Below are 25,497 nucleotides of genomic sequence, written 5' to 3' on the forward strand. Positions count from 1 at the left end.
ATCCTATGTTTCAAAAAGCACTATGGCTAAGAACGTATCAACAAAGTAAATATGTTTTATGGCTCTTTTGGTTCGTTAGCTTATACAATTTGTCATACAAATACTATTTGGCATCGATTGAACAACAATACCTTCTAAAGATGCAAAAAGAAGGGGAATATGTATATCATTACAATTTTGGTTTATTACTTATGGACCCTGTCATCTTTCAAGGTGGTGCACTTATCATTCTAGCCTGTACGTTAATAGGTTGGGAAAGGCAAAATAACTCCATCGATTTTCTTTGGTCTATGCCTTTTAAACGTTCACACCTTTTTATGACAAAATGGTTGTTTGGTATTTGTAACATTGTAGCAGCTGTTAGTATAAACTGGGGACTATTTGCTATTATGAAAAAGTTAACTTTTCATAATAAATATCAAGTATTTTCCCCATTTCATTCTTATTTTATATACATGTTAATTGTATTAATTGCTATTTATACACTTGCCTTATGTATAGGGACAATAACTGGGAATCTTATCTCGCAAGGACTTCTCACTGCAGCTATATTCATATTCCCATTATTACTTCCAACACTTATCTCAGGAGTCATCGCTGTCCACTCAAATATTGACTTTCATGAGAACAATGGCAATATGCATCGGGTTATGGAAAACATGCGGATTTCTGGTCCGGCAGAAAATTTTACTATTCGCTTTGATTACGATCCACAAAGTTCTTATATTGATGATGATGGAGTGCGTCATAACGGACCAAACTTTACAAAAATCCCTTCAGCAAAATTATTGATTGCGCCTATTATATATATCATTATTTTGTTACCACTCAGTTTATATTTATATGTTCGTTCAGTCAACGAGCGAAATGGAAGTTTCTTACTATATCCAAAGTTTCAAAAAATAGTTATGAGCCTTGCTATTTTCTTTATAGGAATAGTTGGTGGTTTAGTCTTGGGGAGAGACAAATCATTACTGAATTTTTACATTGGATTTTTCGTGACGAGCATAATTACCTACTTCCTTCTACCTAAAATATTAAAATGGAAAGTCTCTTGGAATTTCAAATAAAATAACCTCCTCTTATTGAGGAGGTTATTTCACATTCTCTCTTCTTTTCCCATACTCTTTTTCTTGCTTCGTTCCAAACCCGTCACCATTTGCTACGATTTGATCTGTTGGAGCAACTATACTTTCAGCAATTCTCCATTCTCCCCCTTGTTGAATAAACACTTGCATAAAATAATTCATTCCATTTAACTGATACGGATTTTCTTTTTTCACTTCATAACGAGCTGCAACATAATACACTTGAACATTTTCAGCCTCAAACTTAGCAATATATTGTGATAATCTCGGGATGTACTGTGATGCTTTCTGAAGTGGAAGTTGTTTTACTTTTACAAGAGAAGACTTTGTCACATTGCTTATCGTATCTTCATGCCGCATGTTATCACTATGATGAAATAAAATGGCATTCTGCATAGAACGAATCCATAGTTTTGAATATAAAATAGGTTGCTTATTTGAAATATGTTGTAATTCTTTTTGAACGACATAAATTGGCGTTGCGGCATCCACGAACTTATTAAAGCAGAACATACTTCCAATCATAATGAAAAGCGTAAAAATACGTTTCATAATTTTTCACTCCGATTCTTTTTAATTAAAGTATTGGAGTTTCAAAATATTTTTATTCAAAAGAAAAAGGATAGGAAAGCTTTCGCTTCCTATCCTCATTTATTATAATACGCGGCCAAATAATTCTAATACCATTTCTATTTCTTGGTCGCTCCAACCTTTAAATCTCTCTTTATAGTATTCCTTACGCACAGCTTCAAGTTTTTCAGTTACTTCTCTTCCGTGTTCTGTAATTTCTAAGTACACGATACGCCGGTCTGAATTTGAACGCTTTCTTTCTACAAACCCTTTTCGTACGAGACGATCTGTAACAGCTGTAATATGACTGGAGGTTACGTTTACTTCACTCGCAATTTGCGAAGCCATCTGTGGACTGTTTAAAAATAACGCACGTAATACAGAAAATTCATTATATGGCATATGTTCTGCAAAGCGTGTATTAATATCATTTTGTAATAAACGTATCATCTTTCGAAATGATGCGGATAAATCTAAAATCAGTGTTTCTCTTTTTTCGTTCACTAGCCTCGTCCCTTTTTTATCATATTTACACATATTATAATCTATAAATACCTATGTTGTATATGCTTTCTTTCCTCAACATTCTCATTTATGTAACTTTTTTCATATAAATTTCTTTTTTGTTCACACATATACATATAAAAAGGATGGTGATGGAAAATGCAGGGTGGAATGAATCCTTATTTACACAACGTACGCACAGCTAATACTGGTAAAGAAGCGACTATTACTGTACAAGGTGAAGGTGTTGTCAAAGCGAAACCAAATGTTGTTCTATTAACACTTGGCATTCGAACTGATAGTAAAAATGTGAAACAAGCGCAAGAAGAAAATGCAGTACAATCAAAACAATTGCTGGATGCACTTAAACAGCTTGGTATTGCTGATAAAGATATAGAAACGATTTCTTATACGATCACTCCTCAATACGAGTATGTAAATGATAAAGCGTTACTACAAGGATATCGTGTGGAACATTTGTATGAAATTACCGTTTTAAATGTACAAAAAGCAGGGGAAGTATATGATATAGCCGTTTCAAATGGAGCAAATTTAGCAAAAGGTTTACGTTTTCGAATATCTCATCCAAATAAATATTATGAGCAAGCTCTTATTCAGGCTCTGCATCAAGCGGTAGAAAAAGCTCGTGCTATTGCGAGTACATACAATTTAAATATTAATCCTGTCCCCCTCTCACTCGTTGAAGAATCTGCTCAATTACCACGGGAGATTGCTTCCTATGCTACTTTGCATGCGCAAACAGCTCCACCTATTCAATCGGGAGAATTAGAAATCATTTCAACTATACGGGCTATTTTTACGTATTTATAAATAATTTCGTTTATAAGTAAACGTTATCATTTTCGTTGTTGTAAAAACATGATGTTCTGATATAATAAAGGACGGTGAGCTCTTACAAAAGAGATATCACGGGTGGGAGAGGGATATGAAAAAGAAGGTTTAACATGAAAGGAATACTTGAAAGAACATTTAAATTAGGCTTACACGAAACATCACCAAAACAAGAAGTTTTAGCTGGAGTTACGTCATTTTTCACAATCGTATATATAATGATTGTAAATGCGTCAATCTTATCAGATGCCGGCATTCCACTTGAGGCTGGAATTTTAGCAACTGTTTTCAGTTCATTTGTCGGATGTCTGCTCATGGCATTTTGGGCAAATGCACCTGCTATTCTTGTCCCAGGTATGGGTGTAAATGCATTCTTCACGTACACAGCTGTGCATACGCTCGGTTTAACTTGGCAAGAAGCATTAGCAGCTGTCTTTATCTCTGGTATTATTTTTGCAATTGCTGCGTTTACACCAATTGCTCGCGTGCTTTCAGTATCGATTCCAAAGTCATTAAAGGAAGCTATTACTGTCGGTATCGGATTGTTTTTAGCATTTATCGGATTGCAAAAAGGTGGTTTAGTCGTTTCGAATCCAAATACTGCTGTTGCAATGGGGAAATTAAGTAATCCTGTCGTTCTTGCGACATTGCTTACTCTTATCGTTGCACTTGTATTATTTATTCGTAACGTACGTGGAAACTTTTTATGGACGATTGCAATAGGAACTGGTATTGCATGGCTATTTGGTCTTGTTGATACGAGTCAAATGGGAAATAGTTCATTCTCATTCGCTAATTACGGCGATGTGTTTGGAGCTATGTCATTTGGGAAACTTTCTTCCTTACCGTTTTGGATTGCAACATTCTCCTTAAGCATGGTGCTTATTTTTGAGAACATGGGACTTCTGCACGGTTTATTAGAAGATGACCGCAAATTCCCACGTGCTTACCAAGCCAATGCGATTTCAGCAATGACATGTGGTCTATTTGGCACAAGTCCTACCGTTTCAACAGTAGAGAGTGCCGCAGGTATTACTGCAGGCGGAAAAACAGGTCTGACGTCTATCGTTACTGGGATGTTATTCTTTGCATCACTGTTCGCTCTTCCGTTTGTCAAATTAATTCCTGATAGTGCCATTGCACCAATCTTAATTATTATTGGCGGTCTGATGATTACAAGCATTCAACAAATTCCTCTGAACGACTTTTCAGAAGGATTTCCAGCGTTTTTAATTATCGTTATGATCCCGCTCACATATAGTATCGCTGATGGCATTGCGTTCGGATTTATTGCTTACCCTATCTTAAAAGTTGCACTTGGAAAGCGTAAAGAAGTCGCACCATCTATGTATATCGTTACATGCTTATTCTTAGCCATGTTTGTATTACATGCTATTGGTTAAATAAAAAAACACCGAGGTGAATACCTCGGTGTTTTTTACTTAAACCATCCTTTTTTATAAAACCAGGCCATCATTCCGCCACCAATTAACGCCATTAACAATAAACAAATAAAATAACTATACTTCCCACCAAGCTCTGGCATATGTGAAAAGTTCATTCCATATACTCCTGCAATAAATGTTAGTGGCATGAAAATAGTAGAGAAAACAGTTAGTGTTTTCATAATGTTATTCATATGATGTGAGTTTAATGAAAAGTAGCTATCCCGAATATCTGCCGTCAACTCTCGGCTCGCTTCAATCATTTCAGTTAATTTAAGCAAATGGTCATGTATATCTTTAAAGTAAATCTCATGATCACTTATGCCGTAAAAACGAGTTGAATTTAAAATACGATACAATAAATCACGCATCGGAATAATTGTCCGCCTTAGCTTAGATAAATCCGCACGTATATCAAATACCTCTTCTAGCACGCTTCCTGCTGTCTCACCCGTTAAATTATCATCAATCGCATTTAAATGGTCTTCAATGTAATAAACAGGTGCGAAATAGTCATCTACAATTTGGTCAATAATTGTATGTGCCACATGCAAAGGACCTTTCTTAATACGTTTCTTTTCACCAAGTGTTTTCCATACTCTTTCGATTGCATTGTTATGAGAAAAATGGAAAGAAACAATATAACGCTCACTAATAAATAAATCGATTTCATGCGGTTCTAATCCATCCTCACCAAATCCATGTAGAACTAAAAAATTATATCCATCATAAAAATCAACTTTTGGCCTCTGTACATATTCTATACAGTCTTCAATTGCAAGGGGATGGAACTTAAAATGGTCTTGCAAAATATATGTATACTCTTCTTTCGTTGGCTTATATAAATCTAGCCAATACCATACAATATGGTCTTTCGTTGTTTCTTCTAGCGAAACGTCATATAATACTTCATCTGTTTTTGTTACTGCACATATTCTAATCATAATTTCACCCACTATTATTATAAACAAAAAATAGTAAAAAAAGCCAAGGAGAAATCTCCTCAGCCTTTTTTTATCCTGTATTAACGTGCAGTAAGACCCCTACCTCAACATTCAGCGAAAGCAAAGAAGTTAGGTCTGGGATCAACTGCTCGTAAACGCCCGATTAGTGAAGGGTAATAATCAGTGGGGATAAAGCCCCCACTGATTAAAGTTTCACTTTATTACTTCGTTACAATTCCATGTACTAAAGTTGGTGCATCTACGTGTTCTTTAGAGATTTTCATGTTCTCATAAATTTTCGCTTTTACATCTTCAACATTTTCACGGTTTGCGTAAATCGTAACAAGGGAGTCACCTTTTTTCACGCTGTCCCCTACTTTTTTACGAAGCATTAAGCCAACTGCTAAATCAATTTCAGATTCTTTCGTTGCACGTCCTGCTCCTAAAAGCATTGCTGCTGTTCCGATTTCATCTGCAACGATTTCCGATACATAACCGTCCTCTTTCGCTTCTACTTCAATTTTAAATTGTGCTTGTGGCAATTTAGAAGGATCATCAACAACAGATGCATCTCCGCCTTGTGCTGATAAAAACGTTTTAAATGATTCTAACGCTTTGCCGTTGTTCATTACTTCAATTAACTTTTCACGCGCATCTTCTAAAGATGAAGCTTGCCCAGCAAGGTATACCATTTGACTTCCAAGTGTTAAACATAACTCTTCTAAATCTTTCGGTCCCTTACCTTGTAATGTATCAATTGCTTCTTGTACTTCTAATGCGTTACCAATAGCCTCACCAAGTGGTTGACTCATATCAGAAATAACAGCCATCGTATTACGGCCAACGTTATTACCGATACGTACCATTGCTTCTGCTAAACGTTTTGCATCTTCATCTGTTTTCATAAATGCACCTGCTCCAGTTTTCACATCAAGAACAATTGCATCTGCACCAGCAGCAATTTTTTTACTCATAATCGAGCTTGCAATAAGCGGAATTGAGTTTACTGTTGCCGTTACATCACGAAGTGCATACAATTTTTTATCAGCAGGTGTTAAGTTTCCACTTTGACCGATAACAGCAATTTTATTTTCATTTACAAGACGCATGAATTCATCATTTTCAATTTCCACATGGAATCCTGGAACTGCTTCTAATTTATCAATTGTGCCACCAGTATGTCCTAAACCACGCCCAGACATTTTCGCAACTGGTACACCTAAAGCAGCTACTAATGGACCTAATACAAGTGTCGTTGTATCACCAACTCCACCTGTTGAATGCTTATCTACTTTTACCCCTTCAATGGCTGATAAGTCAATTGTATCACCGCTATTTACCATTGCCATCGTTAAATCTGCACGTTCTTGATCATTCATATCTTGGAAGAAAATTGCCATTGCAAGTGAACTTACTTGATAATCAGGAATATCACCATTTGTATATCCTTCAACAATAAAGTTAATTTCTTCTGTCGTTAATGCTTGTCCATCACGTTTTTTTGCAATTAGGTCCACCATTCTCATTGTGAGGTCACCCCTTCATTTGTTTTACGATAGCTTTTACTAATGCTAAGAAGTTTGCTTTAACACGTTCTGTCGTTTCAATTACTTCATCATGGTGAAGTGGCTGATCTAAAATACCAGCTGCCATGTTTGAAATACAAGAAATACCTAGTACTTTCATACCAGCATGACGAGCTACAATTACTTCAGGTACTGTTGACATACCAACTGCATCTCCGCCAAGTGTACGAAGCATACGAATTTCAGCAGGTGTTTCATATACAGGACCTGTCATTCCAACGTATACACCTTCTTGTACTTTAATGTTTAAGTCTGCTGCAACTTGTTTCGCCATTTCGCGAAGTTCTGTCGTATATGATGTAGACATATCAGGGAAACGTACACCCATTTCAGAATCATTTGGTCCGATTAATGGATTCGTACCCATGAAGTTAATGTGATCTGAAATTAACATAAGGTCACCTGGCTCGAACGATGTATTTACACCACCAGCCGCGTTCGTTACAACAACAGTTTCTACACCTAACTCTTTCATAACACGAACTGGGAATGTTACTTTTTGCATGTCATATCCTTCGTAGAAATGGAAACGTCCTTGCATTGCTACTACTGTTACACCTTGAAGTGTACCGAATACTAATTGACCTGCATGTCCTTCTACAGTTGATACTGGGAATTCAGGAATTTCGCTGTAAGGCACTGTTACCGCATTTTCGATTTCATCTGCTAATACACCTAGTCCAGATCCAAGGATTAGTCCTACTTGTGGTGTTTCTTGAAATTTCTCTTTTAAGTATGAAGCTGATTTTGTAATAAGTTCACGATTCATTTGTTTATCCCCCTATTTCTTTAGCTCGTTTAAGAAGCTTGTTCCGTATTCTGGCATTTTCACACCGAAGTTTTCTGCTACAGTTGCACCAATATCAGCAAATGTTTGACGAAGTGGTAACTCTTGTCCGCCTTCTTTCATGCTTGGGCTATATGCTAATAACGGTACATATTCACGTGTATGATCAGTACCAGGATGTACTGGATCATTACCATGGTCTGCTGTAATTAATAATAAATCATCTTCTTTTAGTTTTTCGAATACTTCTGGAAGACGTGCATCATATTCTTGCAGTGCTTCTCCATATCCTTGTGGATCACGACGGTGGCCAAATAATGCATCAAAGTCAACTAAGTTTAAGAAGCTAAGACCTGTAAAGTCCATGTTTAATGTATCTACAAGCTTATCCATTCCATCCATATTAGACTTCGTACGAAGTGATTCCGTTACCCCTTCACCATCATAAATATCAGAGATTTTACCGATAGCAATAACATCATAGTCGCTATCTTTTAATTCATTCATTACTGTGCGACCAAATGGTTTTAATGCATAGTCATGACGATTTGGTGTACGTGTGAATTTCCCTGGTTCTCCAACGAATGGACGAGCGATAACACGGCCTACCATGTACTTCTCATCTAGTGTTAATTCACGTGCAATTTTGCAAATTTCATATAACTCATCAAGTGGCACTACTTCTTCGTGTGCTGCAATTTGTAGTACGCTATCTGCAGAAGTGTAAACAATTAAAGAGCCTGTTTCCATTTGCTCTTGACCAAGTTCATCAAGAATCTCAGTTCCAGAAGCTGGCTTATTACCGATAATTTTACGGCCCGTTTTTTCTTCTAATTCATCAAGTAATTCTTTCGGGAATCCTTCAGGGAACACTTGGAATGGTGTATCAATGTAAAGACCCATAATTTCCCAGTGCCCTGTCATTGTATCTTTACCAGTAGATTTTTCTTGCATCTTTGTGTAATATCCAAGTGGCTTCTCTACTTTAGAAATACCTTTCATTTCACGAATGTTACCAAGACCTAATTTCACCATGTTTGGCATTTGTAATCCATTCATATGTTCAGCAATGTGACCAATTGTGTCAGATCCTAGATCACCAAATTGTTCAGCATCCGGTGCTTCACCGATTCCTACAGAGTCCATTACGACTAGGAATATACGTTTATATTTATTCATAACTGCGACCTCCTATAAGTTCAGTTCTACTTCTTGTAGTATGTTCAAAACGCTATAAAGTGAAACTGTTATTCATAAGAATTCTCTTTCCTTCTCATTGTCAAACAGTACTTCTTTAAATCATTCTCTAACCTATTTCGTTTTATTTGAAACGACTCAAAAACATTTCTAGTTTTTTCTAAGTCAGATGTCAGACATCTGATATTGATATCATAACATGTTTACGCTTTCTTTTTAATACATTTTCGTAGAATTTCTTATTTTATTCACACTTCTATTGTAATCCATTCTGCGAAGAAGTGCTAATTATTTTATGATTTATTTCTTCATATAAAAATAAAAAGCAGCTCTAAAGAGCTACTTTTTATTTTACTTCTACTGTTTCTTCTTTATGTTCATGCAGTTCGCCTTTTCTTACATGCACTTTCACTTTGTAAGCACCGTTTTCTTTGAAAGTATGCTTACTTTCATACTCTCCTTTATTCCCTTCTTTTGCTGGAATAAATTCGTGCTTTTCAACGCCATCTTTCCAAATCTCAAGTTGCACTTCAGCACCAGTTAATGCTTCTTCTTTTTGCTTTAAATGAACTTTCATCGTTGATTCAGCATTTGCTTTTATGTCACCAGCCATAAGATGAATCATTGTGTCACTTTTATGATCACCATGTGCCTCTTCTTTTTTTGCATCTTCTACTTTCGCATTCCCTACAGCAACTTTGTGTTCTTCCATAACGTGCATATCACGTGCATTTGTATGAGGAATAATATGGTATACTCCATCAGTTTCAAATATTTTCTCTACAGCATAAACACCTTTTCCTTTATGCTTACCATCTAACATTTCGTGTTTCTCGTCGCCATCTTTCCAAATCTCAAACTTTACGTCATCAGCATCCGTTACTTTTTCTTTTCCTTGTGTAACAAGTGCTTGTACTTCTGTTTTTTCACCAGGTTTAATTTCTTTCGGATTCGTTTGAAATGCTACTTTTATAGCTTCAAGCTTCTTTTCTTTTTTCGGTTCTTCTTTGTTTGTATTACAGCCAGCTAAAGCTAGCATCGCGATAAATAACGTCATAATAAGTTTTTTCATCATCTTTTCCTCCTTCATACTTTCTTTAGTATAGAGGAAAAACATTGTAATATTCCAGTCTTCTGCTGAAAACAATATACGAAATGTTTGTGAAGTTTCTGTGAAACGGTTTACTCTTCTTAATCTATGAAAAAAGAGCATAGTAACTATGCTCTCGGATGAAACTGTTTATATACATCTTTTAATCTAGCTTTTGAAACGTGCGTATAAATTTGCGTCGTTGAAATATCTGCATGTCCAAGCATTTCTTGTACAGCACGTAAATCTGCCCCATTTTCTAATAAATGCGTAGCAAAAGAATGACGTAACGTATGAGGTGTAAGTTCTTTTTCAATATTCGCTTCTTTCGCTAATCGTTTTAATATTTTCCAAAAACCTTGCCTTGATAATCGATTACCGTGATGGTTTAAAAATAGTGCATCTACTACTTTTTTACCCATCAATTCTCTTCTTCCTTTTTCAATGTACTTTTGAATCGCTTCTGTCGCTAAACTTCCTAATGGAATAATTCTTTCTTTATTCCCTTTCCCAATGCAGCGAACAAATCCCATCGTTAAATGTACATCTTCTAAATTTAAAGCAATTAATTCTGAAACACGAAGTCCTGTTGCATACAATAACTCTAGCATTGCCTTATCACGAATCCCAAAAGCACTCGTCATTTTTGGTGTCTGCAGTAACGCCTCTACTTCATCGATTGATAATACTTTTGGTAACTTTCGTTCTCCTTGCGGCGTTTCGATATGTACTGATGGGTCGTGCTCTACCGCTCTTTCACGAAGTAAAAATTGATGAAATGAACGAATTGATGCAATATGACGTGCTAATGTTTTCGAAGATTTTCCGTTTTCTTTTAAATACTGCAAAAAGTTAACAATATGCAAACGTGTCACTTCATGAAAGGTTTTCATCTGTTCTACATTTTGCAAATACTTTACATAGCTTTTTAAATCACGTTCATAAGATACTACTGTATTTTTCGCTAATCCCTTTTCGACAATCATATAATGAATAAAATCTTTTAATTGATCTTCCAATCTACACTACTCCCCATTTTCATAGAAAAACATCATTCTATTTACGAAAGCATCCTTTGCCGGTTCTTCATTCCCTGATACTTTTTCTACAGTCTCTTCTTTTGGCTTTTCATAACGATGATAGCTTTCGTATTCTTCATTTATCCATAGTATAGCGAAATAAAACAAAATCGTACAACTTGTAAATAATAAAAATACTTTTATTCCATCAAAAGTTAATTTTAAAGCTCGGCGCATTGTAAATTCCTCCAAAATATAAGTTATTACAACATATGCCAAGCTTTCACCAATTTATACCTTATTCAAATAAAAAACCTCTTCCTAGATAAATAGGAAAAGGTTATTTTTCATCCGTTTCATTTTCTTGACAGTTTTTACAAATCCCATGGAATGTTAAACGATGATCTTTCACCTTAAAGCTCCAGTCTCGTTCTACTTTCCTTTCCACTTCACCAAGTAAATCTTCTTGTATTTCTTGTACAGCACCACATTGTGTACAAATCAAATGATGGTGGAAACGCTGCGCACCTTCTTGGCGTAAGTCATAGCGTGAAACACCGTCTCCGAAGTTAATCTTATCGACAACTTTTAACTCAGATAATAACTCTAAAGTTCGATAGACGGTTGCTAATCCGATCTCTGGCGACTTTTCTTTTACAAGGAGGTAAACATCTTCTGCGCTTAAATGATCTTCTTCATTTTCTAGCAGCACACGAACTGTTGCTTCACGTTGCGGTGTTAATTTATAGCTCGCTGCATGTAATTGCTTCTTAATTCGTTCAATTCTTTCTTCCATTCGGTACTACTCCCTCCTCGCCACTCTTACACCATTATATCAGAAGAAGGGCTTCTGTCAAAAGAAAAACAATAAAAACAAATTGATAATTATTCTCAAAAAGTATTTATTTTTTGTTAATAGCCTCAACAACTTCTTTCATTAAAACTGGTGATGCATATGCTTCAACGCTAGAAGCAAGAGCTAACACCACTCCGATCACTAGAAAGAAGCATGTGTAACGAATTAATAATGGTAATAGTGGCTCGGTTATTTTCCTAATAAACTGATGCCTAATCATACGTAAGGAAAAGCTTGCAGCAATTGTTGTCATAACGAGAAAGACTGGAATGATAATTAAATTTTGCGGCAATACAGATACAAATGCTAATAATAATCCATTCCATCCGTGCTGACTTACTAAAAAACCTACTGTAAATCCAACAACTACTCCTTTTACAAATAATAAAATAAAAATGAGGGGCAACCCAATAATTGAAATCCCTAAAATCCAAATAAAGCCGATATATTTTAATTGCGAAAAGTAACTTTCTCGAAACATTTCGCCTGCAATAGCAAATTCTCCTTTAGAAACTTGTCCAAAAAAACGTTGTAAATAAAATGATAAATCTTGCTTTTGATTCATTTGTAAACTATTCACAAGAATAGCTCCAAATATTACTCCCATCAATAATAAAACAGCATTAAATATATATAATGAAGAGTTTTCCTGTATGTGAGACATTACGCGGTTTTGCCAAGTTTTTCGCCACATTTTTCTTCCCTCCGTTCACACTCTTACTAAAAATGTATGAAAGAAAGAAAAAAAGTATGACGAATTAACATTGAAATTCCGCTCTACTTTGCTAAACTAAAAAGTAGAGAATAGGAGGGATTTCTCTTGAAACCATTATTATTAGATTTTCCAACATTATTTCAAACTGAACGCTTACAAGTTCGCAAGCCGTTTCCAGGTGATGGTGCAGAAGTATATGAAGCAATCCAAGCTTCTCTAGAAGACTTAGTACCATGGATGCCAATTGACGCTGAAACAGAAGAGAGTGCTGAAGAAATCGTTCGTAACGCTCACGGGCAGTTTTTACTTCGTGAAACACTTGATTTTCACTTATACGATAAAGTATCCGGTACATTCATCGGAGCTATTACGCTCAAGCCTGAAAACTGGGATATTCCAAAGTTTTCACTTCATTTTTGGCTCCATAGTGCTTATACAAAACAAGGTTATATGACTGAAGCTGTTAAAGGTGCCATTCAATTTGCCTTTGATAAGCTAGGTGCTAGAAGGATTGAAATTCGTACTGATGCAACAAATGCCAATGCATGTAACTTAGCAGAACGTTTAGAATTTATTCTAGAAGGTACAATGGAAAATGATTTCCTTGCGCCAGATGGTAGCTTACGTGATGCACGTGTATATGCAAAAATCAATTAAAAAACACTCGCCTTTGGCGAGTGTTTTATTTTTGTAATTGTAAATATTGCACAGCGAACATCGTCTTCGCATCATGGATACGAAGGTCTTTCATAAGATCAATCGCTTCTTCTAATGATACTTCCATTAATTCCACAAACTCATCTTCATCTAAAGCTGCTTTATTTTCTTTTTTTGTCAAACCTGTCGCTTTATATACATATAAAATTTCATCTGCAAATCCTGGAGATGTATAGAAAGAAGTAATGAGCTCCATATTTTCACATACATATCCTGTTTCTTCTTCTAATTCACGAGCTGCTGTCACCTCTGGCTTTTCCCCAGGTTCTAATTTCCCAGCAGGAATTTCAATAATCGCCTTCTCAAGCGCTTTACGGTACTGCTCAACAAGCACAATTTTCCCCTCATCAGTAATAGCGATAATAGCAACTGCACCAGGGTGATTTACGATTTCACGTTTACTCATTTCTCCATTTGGTAATACTACATCATCAACACGAACTTTTATAACTCTACCATCAAAAATCGGCTCAGTTTTTACCGTTCTCTCTGCAAGATTACTCATACTATTTCATCTCCCTGTTCTATTTCCTATTCTTTCTTCATACATTTTACCACATTGAAAGGAGCGTGATAGAAATGAAAGTTTATATTTTACCAAATCGCATCACGTTAGTCGGCAAAGCATGGCAGATTCGCCATAAACTAAAACAATATGGCAAAGAGTATACAACCGTACAAGAGTGGCTTACAGCGAATAAAAAGTAAACGTTTGTCAACCTCTTTTCCCTTTCGTACAATAAAGGAAAGGAGGTTGACTTATGAAAAAACGTCAATTAGGAAACTCAGATTTATTTGTGACAGAAATGGGACTTGGCTGTATGTCTCTCGGCACATCTGAAACAGAAGCTATGCGCATTATCGATGAAGCAATCGATTTAGGAATCAATTTTTTTGACACAGCGGATTTATATGATTATGGATTAAACGAAGAATTTGTTGGAAAAGCATTGAAGGGAAAACGAGACCAAATTGTTCTTACAACAAAGGTTGGAAATCGATGGACAGAAGAAAAAAACGGCTGGGCTTGGGACCCTTCTAAAGCCTACATAAAAGCCGAAGTAAAAGAAAGTTTACGTAGACTTCAAACTGATTATATTGACCTTTATCAACTTCATGGCGGAACGCTGGAAGATCCGATAGATGAAACTATTGAAGCTTTTGAAGAATTGAAAAAAGAAGGTATTATTCGCCATTACGGTATTTCTTCTATACGTCCAAATGTCATCCGTGAGTATGCAAAACGCTCAAATATCGTTAGTGTACTAATGGAATATAGCCTTTTAAATCGTCGTCCAGAAGAATGGTTCCCACTTCTTAATGAACACCAAATTAGTGTCATTGCCCGCGGACCACTTGCGAAAGGAATTTTAACTGACAACAATGCAAGAAAGATAGAAAGAGTAAAAGAAAAGGACTATCTCTCTTATTCTTACGATGAATTAAACACTACACTCGGGAGTGTAAAAGAAGTTATCGGAGAAAAATCTTTAACAGGAACAGCTATTCACTATTGCTTACATAACGAAACTGTTGCAGCTGTTATACCTGGTGCAAGCTCTATTCAACAATTACAGATAAATGTACACGCTTGCCAACAGTTACCTGTAACAAAAGAAGAATATATACAACTTCAAAAAATCGTTAAGCATGATTCATATGCCTTGCACCGTTAAAATATCGATTTACTGATAAAAACAGATGACTGCCCCCAACATTAAACATTAGGAGGCAGTCTTTTTTATAACGTATCATATTTGTCCGGATTCGTTCCTACATGTAAATTGCGATTCAACGTATTAATTTGATTCATCTCTTCTTCAGTTAATGAGAAATCAAAGATAGTAAAATTCTCCTGAATACGAGATGGTGTCACAGATTTAGGAATCGTTACTATCCCACTTTGAATATCCCATCGTAATATAACTTGTGCGGGTGTTTTTTCATATTTGTTAGCAATCCCCTGAATAATTGGGTGCTCGAATACTTCGCCGCCCCTCATTAACGGACTCCACGCTTCCATTTGAATTTGCTCACCTTCACAGAAATTACGCAATTCAAATTGTGTTAACATCGGGTGAAGTTCCACTTGGTTTACCATAGGCTTCACTTTACAATTTGGTAATAACAGTTCTAAATGATGTTTATGAAAATTAGAAACACCAATCGCGCGTACTTTACCTTCTTCATACAATTTTTCTAAAGCTCGGTACGTTTCAATATACTTCCCTCTAATTGGCCAGTGGATTAAATATAAATCTACATAGTCCATCTGTAATTTCTTTAAGCTGTTTTCAAATGCTTCGAGTGTCTCCTCGTATCCTTGATCGTCGTTCCAAACTTTTGTTGTAATAAATATGTCTTCTCTCGGAATTCCTGATTCACGAACTGCCTCACCGACACCGCTTTCATTTTCATATACAGCTGCTGTATCAATCGAACGGTATCCAACTTCTAACGCTGTTTTTACTGCTTGCTTTACTTCGTCGCCTTCTTTCGCTTTATAGACGCCTAGACCAATCATCGGCATTTTCACGCCATTATGAAGTGTAGTTGTTGGAATATGCACAGTCGTTCTCCCTTTCATTGTTACATTTTATAAACCACTACTTTATTTCAACAAGATTCATCCAAAAAGTCAAAATATACGTATAGTTGACATAATAATTTTATACACTAAAAATACGAACTCAATTATTTACGTTTCCTTTTCTCCATTCTTTTGCTTTTTCATCAATATTACGTACAAACTCGTTTTTCCCTTCCGTATATAACGTGCCATCATATGTATATTTTTCGGCTAGTTCTCTCTTTAAAACTGCATACGCCTTTGCTTCTTCACAATGCGCCATCATATAATCACGAAACGCTAAATGCCTTACTATCTCAGGATTTCCTTTTTCAAACACGTGTAAGTGATACGAGCGTTTTTCCTCCGTTCCATGAATAAAATAACGGCGTCTTGAAATACCATTTTCTCCTTTTACGATGTAACCAAGCTCTTTAAATCTTTCATTCCAACGATCTACACGACCGATACTTTCTACCTCCATAATCATATCGATAATAGGTTTAGCTGCTAGTCCTGGCACTGATGTACTGCCAATATGATGAATCTCCACTGTTTCTGGCAGCACAGACTTCAATCTTTCGGCTTCCATTTGAAATTTTTCAATCCAATGATTTTCATATGGTACGACTACAATTTTTCTCATTTTAACTCCCCTTTTCTTACAAGCTCGTCAAAAAAATGACCAGCGATATACACTGATCATTTTCGTTATTATTTAAAGTCTTTCCAAGTAAGATTACTTTCACTTAACAGTTCTTCAAATGATTTATTCTTTTCACGTTCTTTTTGCTCTTGACGCTTTCTTTCCAGTTCTGCTGCCTCTTTTTTCTCTTCTCTCACTTGTAACTCTTTTTTCTTATTTTTTAATTGTTGCATGAGTGAATCATTTAATTGATCACCTAATGTAAGTGATTCTTTCTTCGGTTGGTTCATTTGAGATTGTCTTTGCACTTGCCTTTGTTTCTTTTTCTTCATACCGCTCACCTTTTACTTTTTTCTCCATTATAGAGGATACATGCTGAAATCGACAATAAAAAAGGTTCATTACTCTATTATTCATTATTTGTAAATTTGTTAATTTTTTAAAAAAACTAAATTTTTATATAGATATAATCCTATGAATCTATTAAAATTATGTCGTATGATGTCAGATTATAAAAAAAGGAGAAATGAATTATGTGGAAAAAAATTATTCCCGCTGTCGCAGTTTTAAGCACCATTACTTTTTCAAGTGTATTCGCCGCTCCCCCATCTCAGACTCCAGCCGAACAAAACCGTTACATAGACGTACAAATGCTTGGCATTAATGATTTCCATGGACAACTAGATACTGTTAAAAAAATTAATAATAAAGAAGCCGGTGGCGCTGATTACTTAGCCACTTATTTAAAAGAACGTAAAAAACAAAACCCTAATACACTTCTCGTACATGCTGGCGATATTGTCGGAGCTAGTCCACCAGTTTCAGCATTGTTACAAGACGAACCAACGATTGAATTTTTAAATGACTTAAAATTTGATGTAGGTACAATCGGAAACCATGAATTTGATGAAGGCATCGATGAAATGAAACGACTCATTTACGGTGGTTACCACGAAAAAACAGGGAATTTCAAAGGAGCAAACTTCCCTTATGTCGCTGCAAACTTCTATAACAAATCAACTGGTCGCTTATTCTTACCACCATTTACTGTAAAAATGGTAGATGGTGTTCCTGTAGGATTCATCGGTGTCGTTACAACTGATACACCAAATGTCGTTATGCCTACTATGCTTAAAAATGTACAGATCACTGACGAAGTGGAAGCGATTAATAAATCAACGCAACAATTAAAGCGTCTCGGTGTTAAATCCATCGTTGTCCTTGCACATGTTGGCGGAACGACAGATGAGTCTGGTATAACAAATGGCGACCTTAACCGAATTGCAAATGAAGCTGATCCAGAAGTTGATGTTATTTTCGGTGGGCATAGTCATACGTATGTAAATGGTACTGTTAATAATAAACTTATCGTACAAGCGAACTCTTACGGGATGGCTTTCTCAGACGTAGATGTAACAATTGACCGTAAAACAAAAGATATCGTAAAGAAAAAAGCTGAAGTTGTTACAACATACCATGAAGGTGTCGAACCTGATAAACAAGTAAAACAAAAGTTAGATCAATATAAAGAAAAAATCGCACCTCTTGTAAATGAAGTAGTCGGAAAATCTACAGCATCTATTGACCGTAAACAAAACGATGCTGGTGAATCTACACTTGGAAATTTAGTTGCCGATGCACAGCGCCAAACGATGCAAACTCAAATCGCACTTATGAATCCTGGTGGGATTCGTAATGACTTAGACGCTGGTGATATTACATGGGGCGAATTGTACGGCATTCAACCTTTTGGAAATCAGTTGATTAAAGCAGATTTAACAGGTCAAGATATTCGTGATATTTTAAATCAACAATGGCAAAAAGGAACAACGAGAATGCTGCAAATTTCAGGTATTCAATATACTTGGGATGCAAGCAAACCAAACGGTGAAAAGGTTACGAATATACGCTTAACAAATGGAGAAGAATTATCTCCATCTAAAACGTATAGCGTAGTTGCAAATGCTTTCTTAGCTTCTGGTGGTGATGGATTCGTATCATTTAAAAATGGTAAAAATGCAGAGACTGGTCCAAATGACTTTGAAGCACTAGTTGATTATGTAAAACAAGTAAAAGAGCCAATTCAACCAACTATTGATGGTAGAATTCAAAAAATAAATTAAGTACGCTCGAAATAAGCACTCTGTACTTTTCATTGCAAAGGATATGCACTTATCCTTTATTCTAGCCGTAATATACATGAAACAAAGAAAAGGATACTCGTTCTTATAATGAACACAGTATCCTTTTCTTCAATTATCAAAATGTGATGTGTTGTTAAAGTCAAATTGCTGTATAAATTGTTGTAATGCCTCTTCTACAAGTTTAGATTTTTGAATCCCTTTTGATTCTGATATGATGTCTAATCTTGCTAATATTTCTTTATTAATAGAGAAGGTACGTTTCTTTTTTTCTATACTTTTACTCATAATTGGTGCACTTACTTCTTCTCTCTTTCTTAATAATTCATAAATGCTTTGTAATTGCTCATAAATTAATACTTGATAATCTGTTTTCGCATATTGAAGGGCGGTCGCTTCTTGGAGTTGTAAGTGACGTGGTTCTTCTCCATCTCCTACAAAAATACGTTTCTTCCGTTCTCCATCATACTCGTATCCAATCCACCTTAATTTCTTCGATAATGTATACGGACTTATTTCAAGGCGCTTTGCTATAATAGCGATGGATTCACGCCTATTTAAACAATCTATAATTTCTCCAATCGTCACAATTTCCCCTCCTCCCATGTTGAAATGACACTAGCATGGTATGTTACAATGATTTTCTAACAGTATATGCAAAATAAATAGCCTGTGCGATTCATACGATTTCAGAAAAGGAGGTTTTCAATATGCTTTTTCGTAGCTGTACCCCACAGTTCTATAATGAAAATAAACAACTCATTCCTAATAGTATTGCTACGATGGAAAGCGTTATGATTAACAACCGAAAACAATTCCTCCTCATGCGTGGTCAAAACGTAGAACAGCCTATTTTATTATGCTGTCACGGCGGACCTGGCATGGCACAAATCGGATTTATTCGCCATTTCCAAAAAGAATTAGAGAAGCACTTTATCGTTATTAATTGGGATCAACGCGGGGCAGGTAAATCCTTTTCAATGAAAGATTTCGGAGCAAATTTCACAATCGAACAATTCGTTTCCGATGCAAAAGAAGTGATTCAATATGTACTTAAAAGGTTCAACAAACAAAAACTATTTCTCGCTGGTCATTCTTGGGGAAGTATTATTGGGCTTAACATAGCACATCAATATCCAAAATATATCGAGGCTTACATCGGTATAGGGCAAATTGTACATATGAAACAAAATGAAGAATTGCTATATCAACATTTAATTCATTCTGCCAAAAAACATGATCATAAAAAAGCATTAGCTTCCCTTTTAAAATTAGGCAAACCACCATTTTTAGATACGAGACGTCTTATTATTCAAAGAAAGTGGCTTGGCACATTTGGAGGCGCAATCCAAAACGGATCTTCCTTTTCTTTCATACGAAAAGGTTTCTTTTCTCCTGAGTATACGCTATTAGATTGGTTCAAGTTTCTCGCAGGAAATTTAAAATCTGGCGTTTTATGGGAAGAAATGCTGACAATCGATTTCTTTTCGTCTATTTCAAGTTTATCTATTCCGGTATATTTTTGTTCTGGTCGCTATGATTATCAAACTCCGTATGCACTCGTTCAAGAATATTGTGATGTTATTGAAGCACCCATAAAGAAAATGATTTGGTTTCCAAATTCAGCACATTCTCCTGATCTAGAAGAACCAGAACTATTTGCTAATTCTTTACAATCCATCAAACAAGAGCTATCTTTTCATCATTAAATACAAAAGGCTCTTTTACATTTCATAGAAAACATTTTATAATAATATGTCGCAAGTATTATGTATAAATATAGCAAACTGCTTCATATTCACTTGCCTTAACAGAATAAAAATTAGGGAGATTATATCTATTATGAACGCTGTACTCGTCGCAGTAGCAGTCATGCTATTGCTTAGTTTGTTACGTGTCCAAGTCATTGTCGCCATTATTATTGGAGCTCTAACAGGCGGACTTATCGGCGGACTCGGTATTTCAGAAACAATTAACACTTTTACAACTGGTCTTGGAAACAGTGCCCCTATCGCATTAAGCTATGCAATGCTTGGCGGTTTCGCTATTTCTCTTTCTAAAACAGGACTTCCAGATGCCATGATTCAAACCGCATTAAAATGGATTGGCAACGAACAAGACACAAAAAAACAAGTTTATTCTAAAATACTGATTTTATTCATCATTTTAACAATGGCTTGTTTCTCACAAAATGTTATCCCTGTTCATATCGCTTTCATCCCAATCTTAATTCCTGCACTTTTAAAAGTATTAAACGAGCTGAAAGTAGATCGTAGACTTGTCACATGTATTATTACATTCGGGTTAATTACACCTTATATGTGGATCCCTGCAGGATTCGGAAAAATTTATCATGACGTATTGCAAACAAATGCTGCCCAAAGCGGCCTTACATTTGATGTCGCGCTTATCCCAAAAGCGATGACTATTCCAGCAATCGGAATGATTATCGGATTATGTGTAGCAGTATTCATTACGTACCGAAAACCTCGTACATATGAAACAGAACAAATTCATACCGCCGAAAGTGAAATCGTTCCCTATACAAAGCGAAGCATCACTTTCGGATTATTATCTATCACAGCTACATTAACTGTTCAATTAGCAACAGAATCAATGATTTTCGGTGCCTTAGCGGGGATTATTGTCTTATCAATTAGTGGTAGTCTCCCCCTTAAAGAAGCAGATGCAATATTAACAAGTGGAATGCGTATGATGTCCTTTATCGGATTTGTTATGATTTCTGCCGCTGGATTTGGCGCTGTTCTTCGAAAAACAGGACATGTTGAATCACTTGTGCAAACGAGTGCACATTTCATCGGAAATAACAAACCGCTTGCTGCATTTCTTATGCTCGTTATCGGACTTCTCGTTACGATGGGAATTGGTTCATCCTTTTCAACCATCCCTATCTTAACAACAATTTTTGTACCCCTTTGCATTCAGCTTGGATTTAGTCCAATGGCTACAATTGCAATTATCGGTACAGCAGGAGCGCTAGGTGATGCAGGATCTCCAGCATCTGATAGTACACTTGGACCAACATCAGGTTTAAACGCTGACGGTCAACACCATCATATATGGGATACATGTGTACCGACTTTTCTGCATTATAATATACCGTTACTTATATTTGGCTTTATTGCCGCAATTACATTGTAAAAGGTGCGTATAAAACGCACCTTTTACTTTTTCATTTTCCCTTTTAATTGTTGAAAAGCTATTTTCGCTTCTTCTTCGACGTAATTTTCAATTGCTGGTAGTGATGGACCTATCCATTCACTCTCGATACTCCCATTCGGTCCAATAATTTTTAATTTTTCTGGTATATGTATATTTAGAAATTTGGCTGCTCGAATTAACTCGGTAGCAACCTTATCACTTGAAGCTACAATTCCATCTATATACGGATGAGTTTGCAATAATGTAATAAACTGTTTATTCGTATACCTTTGTACACATGCTTCTCGATAAGAGATCCCTTCATCCCAAACAGCGTCTAAAAATCCTGATATACGCTCTTCCATTTCTTCACTTTCTTCCCCCTCACCGAAATAAGCAAGAAAGTGACATGCTTTCTCTTTTAATAAAGAAACAGCCCTCTGTCCACTTTCATAATGATTTGTAAGAGTTTGTTTGTCCTCCATCACAACAAATGGGAATTCGATTTTCCCTAGACTTTTAAAAACTGATTTTGTCAAAATAACACCTGCAACGTTATTTTGCTTCAACATATGTATGTATCTATCTTTATTCTCTATATTACAAACGATTATTTGATAGCCTTCTTTATATGCTATTTCCTCAATACAATGTAGCAAAGTGATGTTTAATGGGTTACATAAATTCTCTACAAGTAATGCAATGATTGTTGAATTCTCTTTAAATAATGGCTTTGCTGCACTGTTTGGCCTATAACGTAATTCCTCAATTGCTTCCTTTACTTGTTTTACTGTTTCGTCATGAACGTATCCTTTTTCATTAATAACTCGTGAAACGGTTGCGACTGAAACACCTGCCAATTTTGCAACATCACGTATAGTTGCCACATCGTCACCCCTTAATATGGTAATAGATTACAATTTTAAGGTAACTTAAATTACAATATTCGTCAAGATTAATAACTTATATTTCTGAAAATTGTTACATCATTTTAATAAACGATACTCCATCTGAATTTCATGTAAAATCGGGATATTATTATATCCAATGCGCGGAATTTCTTGCTTTATTTTTCGCGCCTCTTCTACTGCATTTACATATAAATTTGTCATCATGAAATTACGTTTTTGATAAAAGCGTAACGCGTTCATATTATCATTTGTTGTAATGAGCCAAACTCCTTGGCACTGTGCTTCTTGAGCAACTTGCAATACGCAATCCACAAGCTTCGTCCCGATCCCCTTCCTTTCTTCAAAACTATCTAACGATACAATTTCACACAAATCCCCAGTCACTTCATACGTTATAATTCCGATTATTCTGTCATCTAAAAACGCAACAAACCCTGGTAGCTCTTCTAACTGATGCCCCTTACCACGTGAAACCATCAATGAGCTCCCCCAGTTTTCACACATGAACATTCGGATTGTTTCTTTCATTGTTGATGTAATTTTTTTTATATGCACCATTTCCTATTTCTCTCCTTTTCTATCCTTGTGATACAATGTAAGTGTATCACATGTAACGGTATTTGGAGGATGAGGTAAAGTATGAAACGTTTTTTTGCAGCATTGTTTACTATACTAGGTGCGATAACTGCCCTTGGGATTTTCTTTACAAATAAAGTGATGTACTTGAAGAAAAAAACAGAGGAAGAAGTTCTAGAAAGAGAATCGAAAAAACATTTTCGTATAGAAGATTTTGATGCTCTTCATAAAGAAGAAATTCATATCCCTTCGCAATTCGGATATGATCTTCATGGATATTACATTCCTGCAGGTCATTCCAACAAGTTTATGGTTTTTTGTCACGGCGTAACTGTAAACAAAATGAACTCTGTAAAATATGCAAACTTATTTTTAAGCAGAGGATATAATGTCCTTATTTATGATCATCGTCGTCATGGTAAAACCGGAGGAAAAACAACAAGCTATGGATACTATGAAAAACATGATTTAAAATCAGTAGTTGACTGGCTAAAAAGTCGTTTTGGCACAAATATAATACTCGGTATTCATGGTGAATCTATGGGCGCTGCAACACTACTTCAATACGCAGGACTTGTAGAAGATGGTGCTGATTTCTATATTGCAGATTGTCCTTTTTCTGATTTCTATGGGCAATTACAGCACCGCTTAAAGGTTGAATTCCATTTACCCAAATGGCCTTTATTACCATTAGCAAATGCTTTTTTAAAAGTTCGTGACGGGTATACAATTCGTGAAGTTTCACCAATCGACTGTATAAAAAACATTAACAATCCCGTTCTCTTTATTCATAGTAAAGATGACGATTATATTTTAGCCGATATGACAAAAGCTCTATATGAAGCAAAAGAAAATAATAAACAACTTTATATTGCAGAACACGGTGCACACGCTTGCTCTTATAACGAAAATAAAGAGGAGTATGAAGCAGCTCTTGATCAATTTTTGAACACATGCGTAAAAGAAACAAAAAACAGGCTTGCATAAGCCTGTTTTTTTCATTGCGATAAAACGTCTGTAACTTGTTCCATGTTTTCAGAAATCCATTGCACAGCTTCATCTAGCGTTGGAAATTCTGTCGTTTGAAACGTTACCTCATCTTGAAGTAACCAAACATCCTTCGCTTCTTGTCCTACACCGGCAATCGACCAGTGCAATAAACTATATGGATGATTATCATTCAAAAATGATGCCCACGTGCGCTCATTTGCAATATTTCGTAATGTAAGTAATTGTTTGTCCATCTTTCGTCACCTTACTCTAGTCAGTTATAAAAAACATTATAACACTCTCTTCTCTCCCAAAGAAAGTGCTCTTTTTATCCCGCGTTAACGGGCAGTGAGACTCCCATCTCAAAATTCGGCTGAAGCAAAGAAGTTAGGCGGGAGATTAACTGCCCGTAATCGCCCGATTGGTGAAGGCTAATAATCAGTGGAATGAACCCCCTCCACTAATTAAAGTTTCACTTTATATTGTCAAGTGCTTCCCTTGATTATATGATGAAATTAAGCGTTTGGGAAGGAGGGATAGCGTTGGCAAAAGTACAAATTAAAGTAAATGATAATGGCTCTTTTCGCGTTACAGGGGACGTGGAATTAGTCGACTCACAAGGGAATGTATTCTCAGCAAAATCAGCATTTTCTTTATGCCGTTGTGGTTTATCAAAAAATATGCCTTATTGCGATGCTTCGCATAAAGGTAAATTCGAATCTGTTGTTAGAGCACCAGAGGCAAAGTAATTTTGTATGTGACATGCACATTTTTTGTGCATGTTTTTTCTTTTAATCAAAGTCTGGATATTCCTTTTCCTAACAACATTTTTAACACTTTTGTCTCCATTTCAATCTCCATGTATTTTCACACAATTCTTCACATTCAAATATTTTTTGCTAGCCTTTTTTCTTTTTTGTGCTATAATTTGACCAAACAGCATCCTTCGGGGTCGGGTGAAATTCCCAACCGGCGGTGATGAAGTGAAAACTTCTAAGTCCGTGACCCGTTTTCAACTCGAAAACGGTGGATCTAGTGAAACTCTAGGGCCGACAGTATAGTCTGGATGGGAGAAGGATATGTTTCTAGTTTTTTATATAGTGAATACACTTTTATTTCAGTATGCATATTT

At 35.8% G+C, this 25,497-nt stretch carries 30 protein-coding genes and 1 riboswitch; of the genes, 11 read left to right on the forward strand and 19 right to left on the reverse strand.

Annotated features, from left to right (window positions below):
• Positions 1 to 5 precede the first annotated feature (5 nt).
• Complete coding sequence (locus ACS2MN_RS13980; protein WP_000486530.1) at positions 6 to 1,070, forward strand: ABC transporter permease subunit; 1,065 nt, start codon at positions 6 to 8, stop codon at positions 1,068 to 1,070.
• A 24-nt stretch (positions 1,071 to 1,094) separates the two neighbouring features.
• On the opposite strand, the gene ACS2MN_RS13985 is transcribed toward ACS2MN_RS13980, so the two are convergent.
• Positions 1,095 to 1,640 (reverse strand): hypothetical protein, encoded by a 546-nt coding sequence (locus ACS2MN_RS13985; RefSeq protein WP_346994727.1) that lies wholly within the window; start codon positions 1,638 to 1,640, stop codon positions 1,095 to 1,097.
• A gap of 102 nt (positions 1,641 to 1,742) precedes the next feature.
• Entirely contained in the window at positions 1,743 to 2,162 is a 420-nt protein-coding gene (locus ACS2MN_RS13990) for a MarR family winged helix-turn-helix transcriptional regulator (RefSeq protein WP_001003306.1), read from the reverse strand.
• A 159-nt stretch (positions 2,163 to 2,321) separates the two neighbouring features.
• Here ACS2MN_RS13990 and ACS2MN_RS13995 point away from each other — a divergent pair, with 159 nt between their 5' ends.
• Positions 2,322 to 2,993, forward strand: a complete 672-nt coding sequence (locus ACS2MN_RS13995) for an SIMPL domain-containing protein (protein ID WP_001161463.1) — start codon at positions 2,322 to 2,324, stop codon at positions 2,991 to 2,993.
• Positions 2,994 to 3,127: 134 nt separating this feature from the next.
• Positions 3,128 to 4,417 (forward strand): NCS2 family permease, encoded by a 1,290-nt coding sequence (locus ACS2MN_RS14000; protein ID WP_000676245.1) that lies wholly within the window; start codon positions 3,128 to 3,130, stop codon positions 4,415 to 4,417.
• Between the two features lie 35 nt (positions 4,418 to 4,452).
• Here ACS2MN_RS14000 and corA read toward each other — a convergent pair whose 3' ends face one another.
• The 9 genes from corA to spoIIM all read right to left on the reverse strand — a co-directional run bounded on the left by corA (position 4,453) and on the right by spoIIM (position 12,632).
• The gene (corA, locus tag ACS2MN_RS14005; RefSeq protein ID WP_346994726.1) at positions 4,453 to 5,415 is read right to left on the reverse strand and encodes a magnesium/cobalt transporter CorA; all 963 of its coding nucleotides are present in this window, start codon (positions 5,413 to 5,415) and stop codon (positions 4,453 to 4,455) included.
• 209 nt (positions 5,416 to 5,624) lie between these two features.
• A complete protein-coding gene (locus tag ACS2MN_RS14010) occupies positions 5,625 to 6,929 on the reverse strand; it encodes a pyrimidine-nucleoside phosphorylase (protein ID WP_001243091.1) in 1,305 nt (434 codons plus the stop codon).
• 7 nt (positions 6,930 to 6,936) lie between these two features.
• Positions 6,937 to 7,758 (reverse strand): purine-nucleoside phosphorylase, encoded by an 822-nt coding sequence (locus tag ACS2MN_RS14015; protein ID WP_001078444.1) that lies wholly within the window; start codon positions 7,756 to 7,758, stop codon positions 6,937 to 6,939.
• A 12-nt stretch (positions 7,759 to 7,770) separates the two neighbouring features.
• Complete coding sequence (gene deoB, locus ACS2MN_RS14020) at positions 7,771 to 8,955, reverse strand: phosphopentomutase (protein WP_001046072.1); 1,185 nt, start codon at positions 8,953 to 8,955, stop codon at positions 7,771 to 7,773.
• Positions 8,956 to 9,319: 364 nt separating this feature from the next.
• A complete protein-coding gene (locus tag ACS2MN_RS14025; RefSeq protein ID WP_000733662.1) occupies positions 9,320 to 10,045 on the reverse strand; it encodes a FixH family protein in 726 nt (241 codons plus the stop codon).
• A 146-nt stretch (positions 10,046 to 10,191) separates the two neighbouring features.
• Complete coding sequence (gene xerD, locus ACS2MN_RS14030) at positions 10,192 to 11,082, reverse strand: site-specific tyrosine recombinase XerD (RefSeq protein WP_000390076.1); 891 nt, start codon at positions 11,080 to 11,082, stop codon at positions 10,192 to 10,194.
• Positions 11,083 to 11,088: 6 nt separating this feature from the next.
• On the reverse strand, positions 11,089 to 11,319 hold the full coding sequence (locus ACS2MN_RS14035) for a YqzK family protein (RefSeq protein ID WP_001250432.1): 231 nt from the start codon (positions 11,317 to 11,319) through the stop codon (positions 11,089 to 11,091).
• Positions 11,320 to 11,422: 103 nt separating this feature from the next.
• Positions 11,423 to 11,878, reverse strand: a complete 456-nt coding sequence (gene fur, locus ACS2MN_RS14040; protein WP_000392657.1) for a ferric iron uptake transcriptional regulator — start codon at positions 11,876 to 11,878, stop codon at positions 11,423 to 11,425.
• 106 nt (positions 11,879 to 11,984) lie between these two features.
• Entirely contained in the window at positions 11,985 to 12,632 is a 648-nt protein-coding gene (gene spoIIM / locus ACS2MN_RS14045; RefSeq protein ID WP_000269108.1) for a stage II sporulation protein M, read from the reverse strand.
• Positions 12,633 to 12,758: 126 nt separating this feature from the next.
• On the opposite strand from spoIIM, the gene ACS2MN_RS14050 reads away from it, so the two are divergent.
• On the forward strand, positions 12,759 to 13,310 hold the full coding sequence (locus tag ACS2MN_RS14050) for a GNAT family N-acetyltransferase (protein WP_000803486.1): 552 nt from the start codon (positions 12,759 to 12,761) through the stop codon (positions 13,308 to 13,310).
• Between the two features lie 25 nt (positions 13,311 to 13,335).
• Here the strand turns inward: ACS2MN_RS14050 and ACS2MN_RS14055 are convergent, their stop codons facing one another.
• Complete coding sequence (locus ACS2MN_RS14055; protein WP_088055230.1) at positions 13,336 to 13,875, reverse strand: NUDIX domain-containing protein; 540 nt, start codon at positions 13,873 to 13,875, stop codon at positions 13,336 to 13,338.
• A gap of 74 nt (positions 13,876 to 13,949) precedes the next feature.
• On the opposite strand from ACS2MN_RS14055, the gene mciZ reads away from it, so the two are divergent.
• Positions 13,950 to 14,078, forward strand: coding sequence for a Z-ring formation inhibitor MciZ (mciZ, locus tag ACS2MN_RS14060; protein WP_000870290.1), 129 nt, complete (start codon positions 13,950 to 13,952; stop codon positions 14,076 to 14,078).
• Between the two features lie 53 nt (positions 14,079 to 14,131).
• Entirely contained in the window at positions 14,132 to 15,046 is a 915-nt protein-coding gene (locus ACS2MN_RS14065; protein ID WP_000747220.1) for an aldo/keto reductase, read from the forward strand.
• 65 nt (positions 15,047 to 15,111) lie between these two features.
• Here ACS2MN_RS14065 and ACS2MN_RS14070 read toward each other — a convergent pair whose 3' ends face one another.
• From ACS2MN_RS14070 to ACS2MN_RS14080, 3 genes are all read right to left on the reverse strand, one after another.
• On the reverse strand, positions 15,112 to 15,939 hold the full coding sequence (locus ACS2MN_RS14070; protein ID WP_000547983.1) for an aldo/keto reductase: 828 nt from the start codon (positions 15,937 to 15,939) through the stop codon (positions 15,112 to 15,114).
• Positions 15,940 to 16,060: 121 nt separating this feature from the next.
• Positions 16,061 to 16,585, reverse strand: a complete 525-nt coding sequence (locus tag ACS2MN_RS14075; protein WP_088055232.1) for a GrpB family protein — start codon at positions 16,583 to 16,585, stop codon at positions 16,061 to 16,063.
• 68 nt (positions 16,586 to 16,653) lie between these two features.
• Positions 16,654 to 16,917, reverse strand: a complete 264-nt coding sequence (locus tag ACS2MN_RS14080; RefSeq protein ID WP_000727568.1) for a YqkE family protein — start codon at positions 16,915 to 16,917, stop codon at positions 16,654 to 16,656.
• A gap of 201 nt (positions 16,918 to 17,118) precedes the next feature.
• Here ACS2MN_RS14080 and ACS2MN_RS14085 point away from each other — a divergent pair, with 201 nt between their 5' ends.
• Positions 17,119 to 18,708: a bifunctional metallophosphatase/5'-nucleotidase gene (locus ACS2MN_RS14085; protein WP_000265574.1), complete on the forward strand. Its 1,590-nt coding sequence runs from the start codon at positions 17,119 to 17,121 to the stop codon at positions 18,706 to 18,708.
• A gap of 129 nt (positions 18,709 to 18,837) precedes the next feature.
• Here the strand turns inward: ACS2MN_RS14085 and ACS2MN_RS14090 are convergent, their stop codons facing one another.
• Positions 18,838 to 19,314, reverse strand: coding sequence for a ribbon-helix-helix domain-containing protein (locus ACS2MN_RS14090; protein ID WP_000151922.1), 477 nt, complete (start codon positions 19,312 to 19,314; stop codon positions 18,838 to 18,840).
• A gap of 122 nt (positions 19,315 to 19,436) precedes the next feature.
• Between ACS2MN_RS14090 and ACS2MN_RS14095 the strand changes: the two genes are divergently transcribed.
• Together ACS2MN_RS14095 and ACS2MN_RS14100 are read left to right on the forward strand one after the other, a co-directional pair.
• On the forward strand, positions 19,437 to 20,435 hold the full coding sequence (locus ACS2MN_RS14095) for an alpha/beta fold hydrolase (RefSeq protein WP_000898945.1): 999 nt from the start codon (positions 19,437 to 19,439) through the stop codon (positions 20,433 to 20,435).
• Positions 20,436 to 20,568: 133 nt separating this feature from the next.
• Positions 20,569 to 21,888: a Na+/H+ antiporter family protein gene (locus tag ACS2MN_RS14100; RefSeq protein ID WP_000994821.1), complete on the forward strand. Its 1,320-nt coding sequence runs from the start codon at positions 20,569 to 20,571 to the stop codon at positions 21,886 to 21,888.
• 23 nt (positions 21,889 to 21,911) lie between these two features.
• Here the strand turns inward: ACS2MN_RS14100 and ACS2MN_RS14105 are convergent, their stop codons facing one another.
• A complete protein-coding gene (locus ACS2MN_RS14105) occupies positions 21,912 to 22,775 on the reverse strand; it encodes a LacI family DNA-binding transcriptional regulator (protein WP_000201331.1) in 864 nt (287 codons plus the stop codon).
• A gap of 99 nt (positions 22,776 to 22,874) precedes the next feature.
• Positions 22,875 to 23,357 (reverse strand): GNAT family N-acetyltransferase, encoded by a 483-nt coding sequence (locus tag ACS2MN_RS14110; protein ID WP_000233396.1) that lies wholly within the window; start codon positions 23,355 to 23,357, stop codon positions 22,875 to 22,877.
• Positions 23,358 to 23,438: 81 nt separating this feature from the next.
• On the opposite strand from ACS2MN_RS14110, the gene ACS2MN_RS14115 reads away from it, so the two are divergent.
• Positions 23,439 to 24,362: an alpha/beta hydrolase gene (locus ACS2MN_RS14115; RefSeq protein WP_000819221.1), complete on the forward strand. Its 924-nt coding sequence runs from the start codon at positions 23,439 to 23,441 to the stop codon at positions 24,360 to 24,362.
• A gap of 11 nt (positions 24,363 to 24,373) precedes the next feature.
• Here the strand turns inward: ACS2MN_RS14115 and ACS2MN_RS14120 are convergent, their stop codons facing one another.
• A complete protein-coding gene (locus ACS2MN_RS14120; protein ID WP_000360799.1) occupies positions 24,374 to 24,619 on the reverse strand; it encodes a DUF2552 family protein in 246 nt (81 codons plus the stop codon).
• Positions 24,620 to 24,871: 252 nt separating this feature from the next.
• Here ACS2MN_RS14120 and ACS2MN_RS14125 point away from each other — a divergent pair, with 252 nt between their 5' ends.
• Positions 24,872 to 25,114 (forward strand): CDGSH iron-sulfur domain-containing protein, encoded by a 243-nt coding sequence (locus tag ACS2MN_RS14125; RefSeq protein WP_015000940.1) that lies wholly within the window; start codon positions 24,872 to 24,874, stop codon positions 25,112 to 25,114.
• A 189-nt stretch (positions 25,115 to 25,303) separates the two neighbouring features.
• Positions 25,304 to 25,447: riboswitch (FMN riboswitch) on the forward strand.
• Positions 25,448 to 25,497: the final 50 nt, after the last annotated feature.

The sequence above is a fragment of the Bacillus cereus group sp. BceL062 genome (assembly GCF_051780025.1).
In the GTDB taxonomy this organism is placed as follows: domain Bacteria; phylum Bacillota; class Bacilli; order Bacillales; family Bacillaceae_G; genus Bacillus_A; species Bacillus_A toyonensis.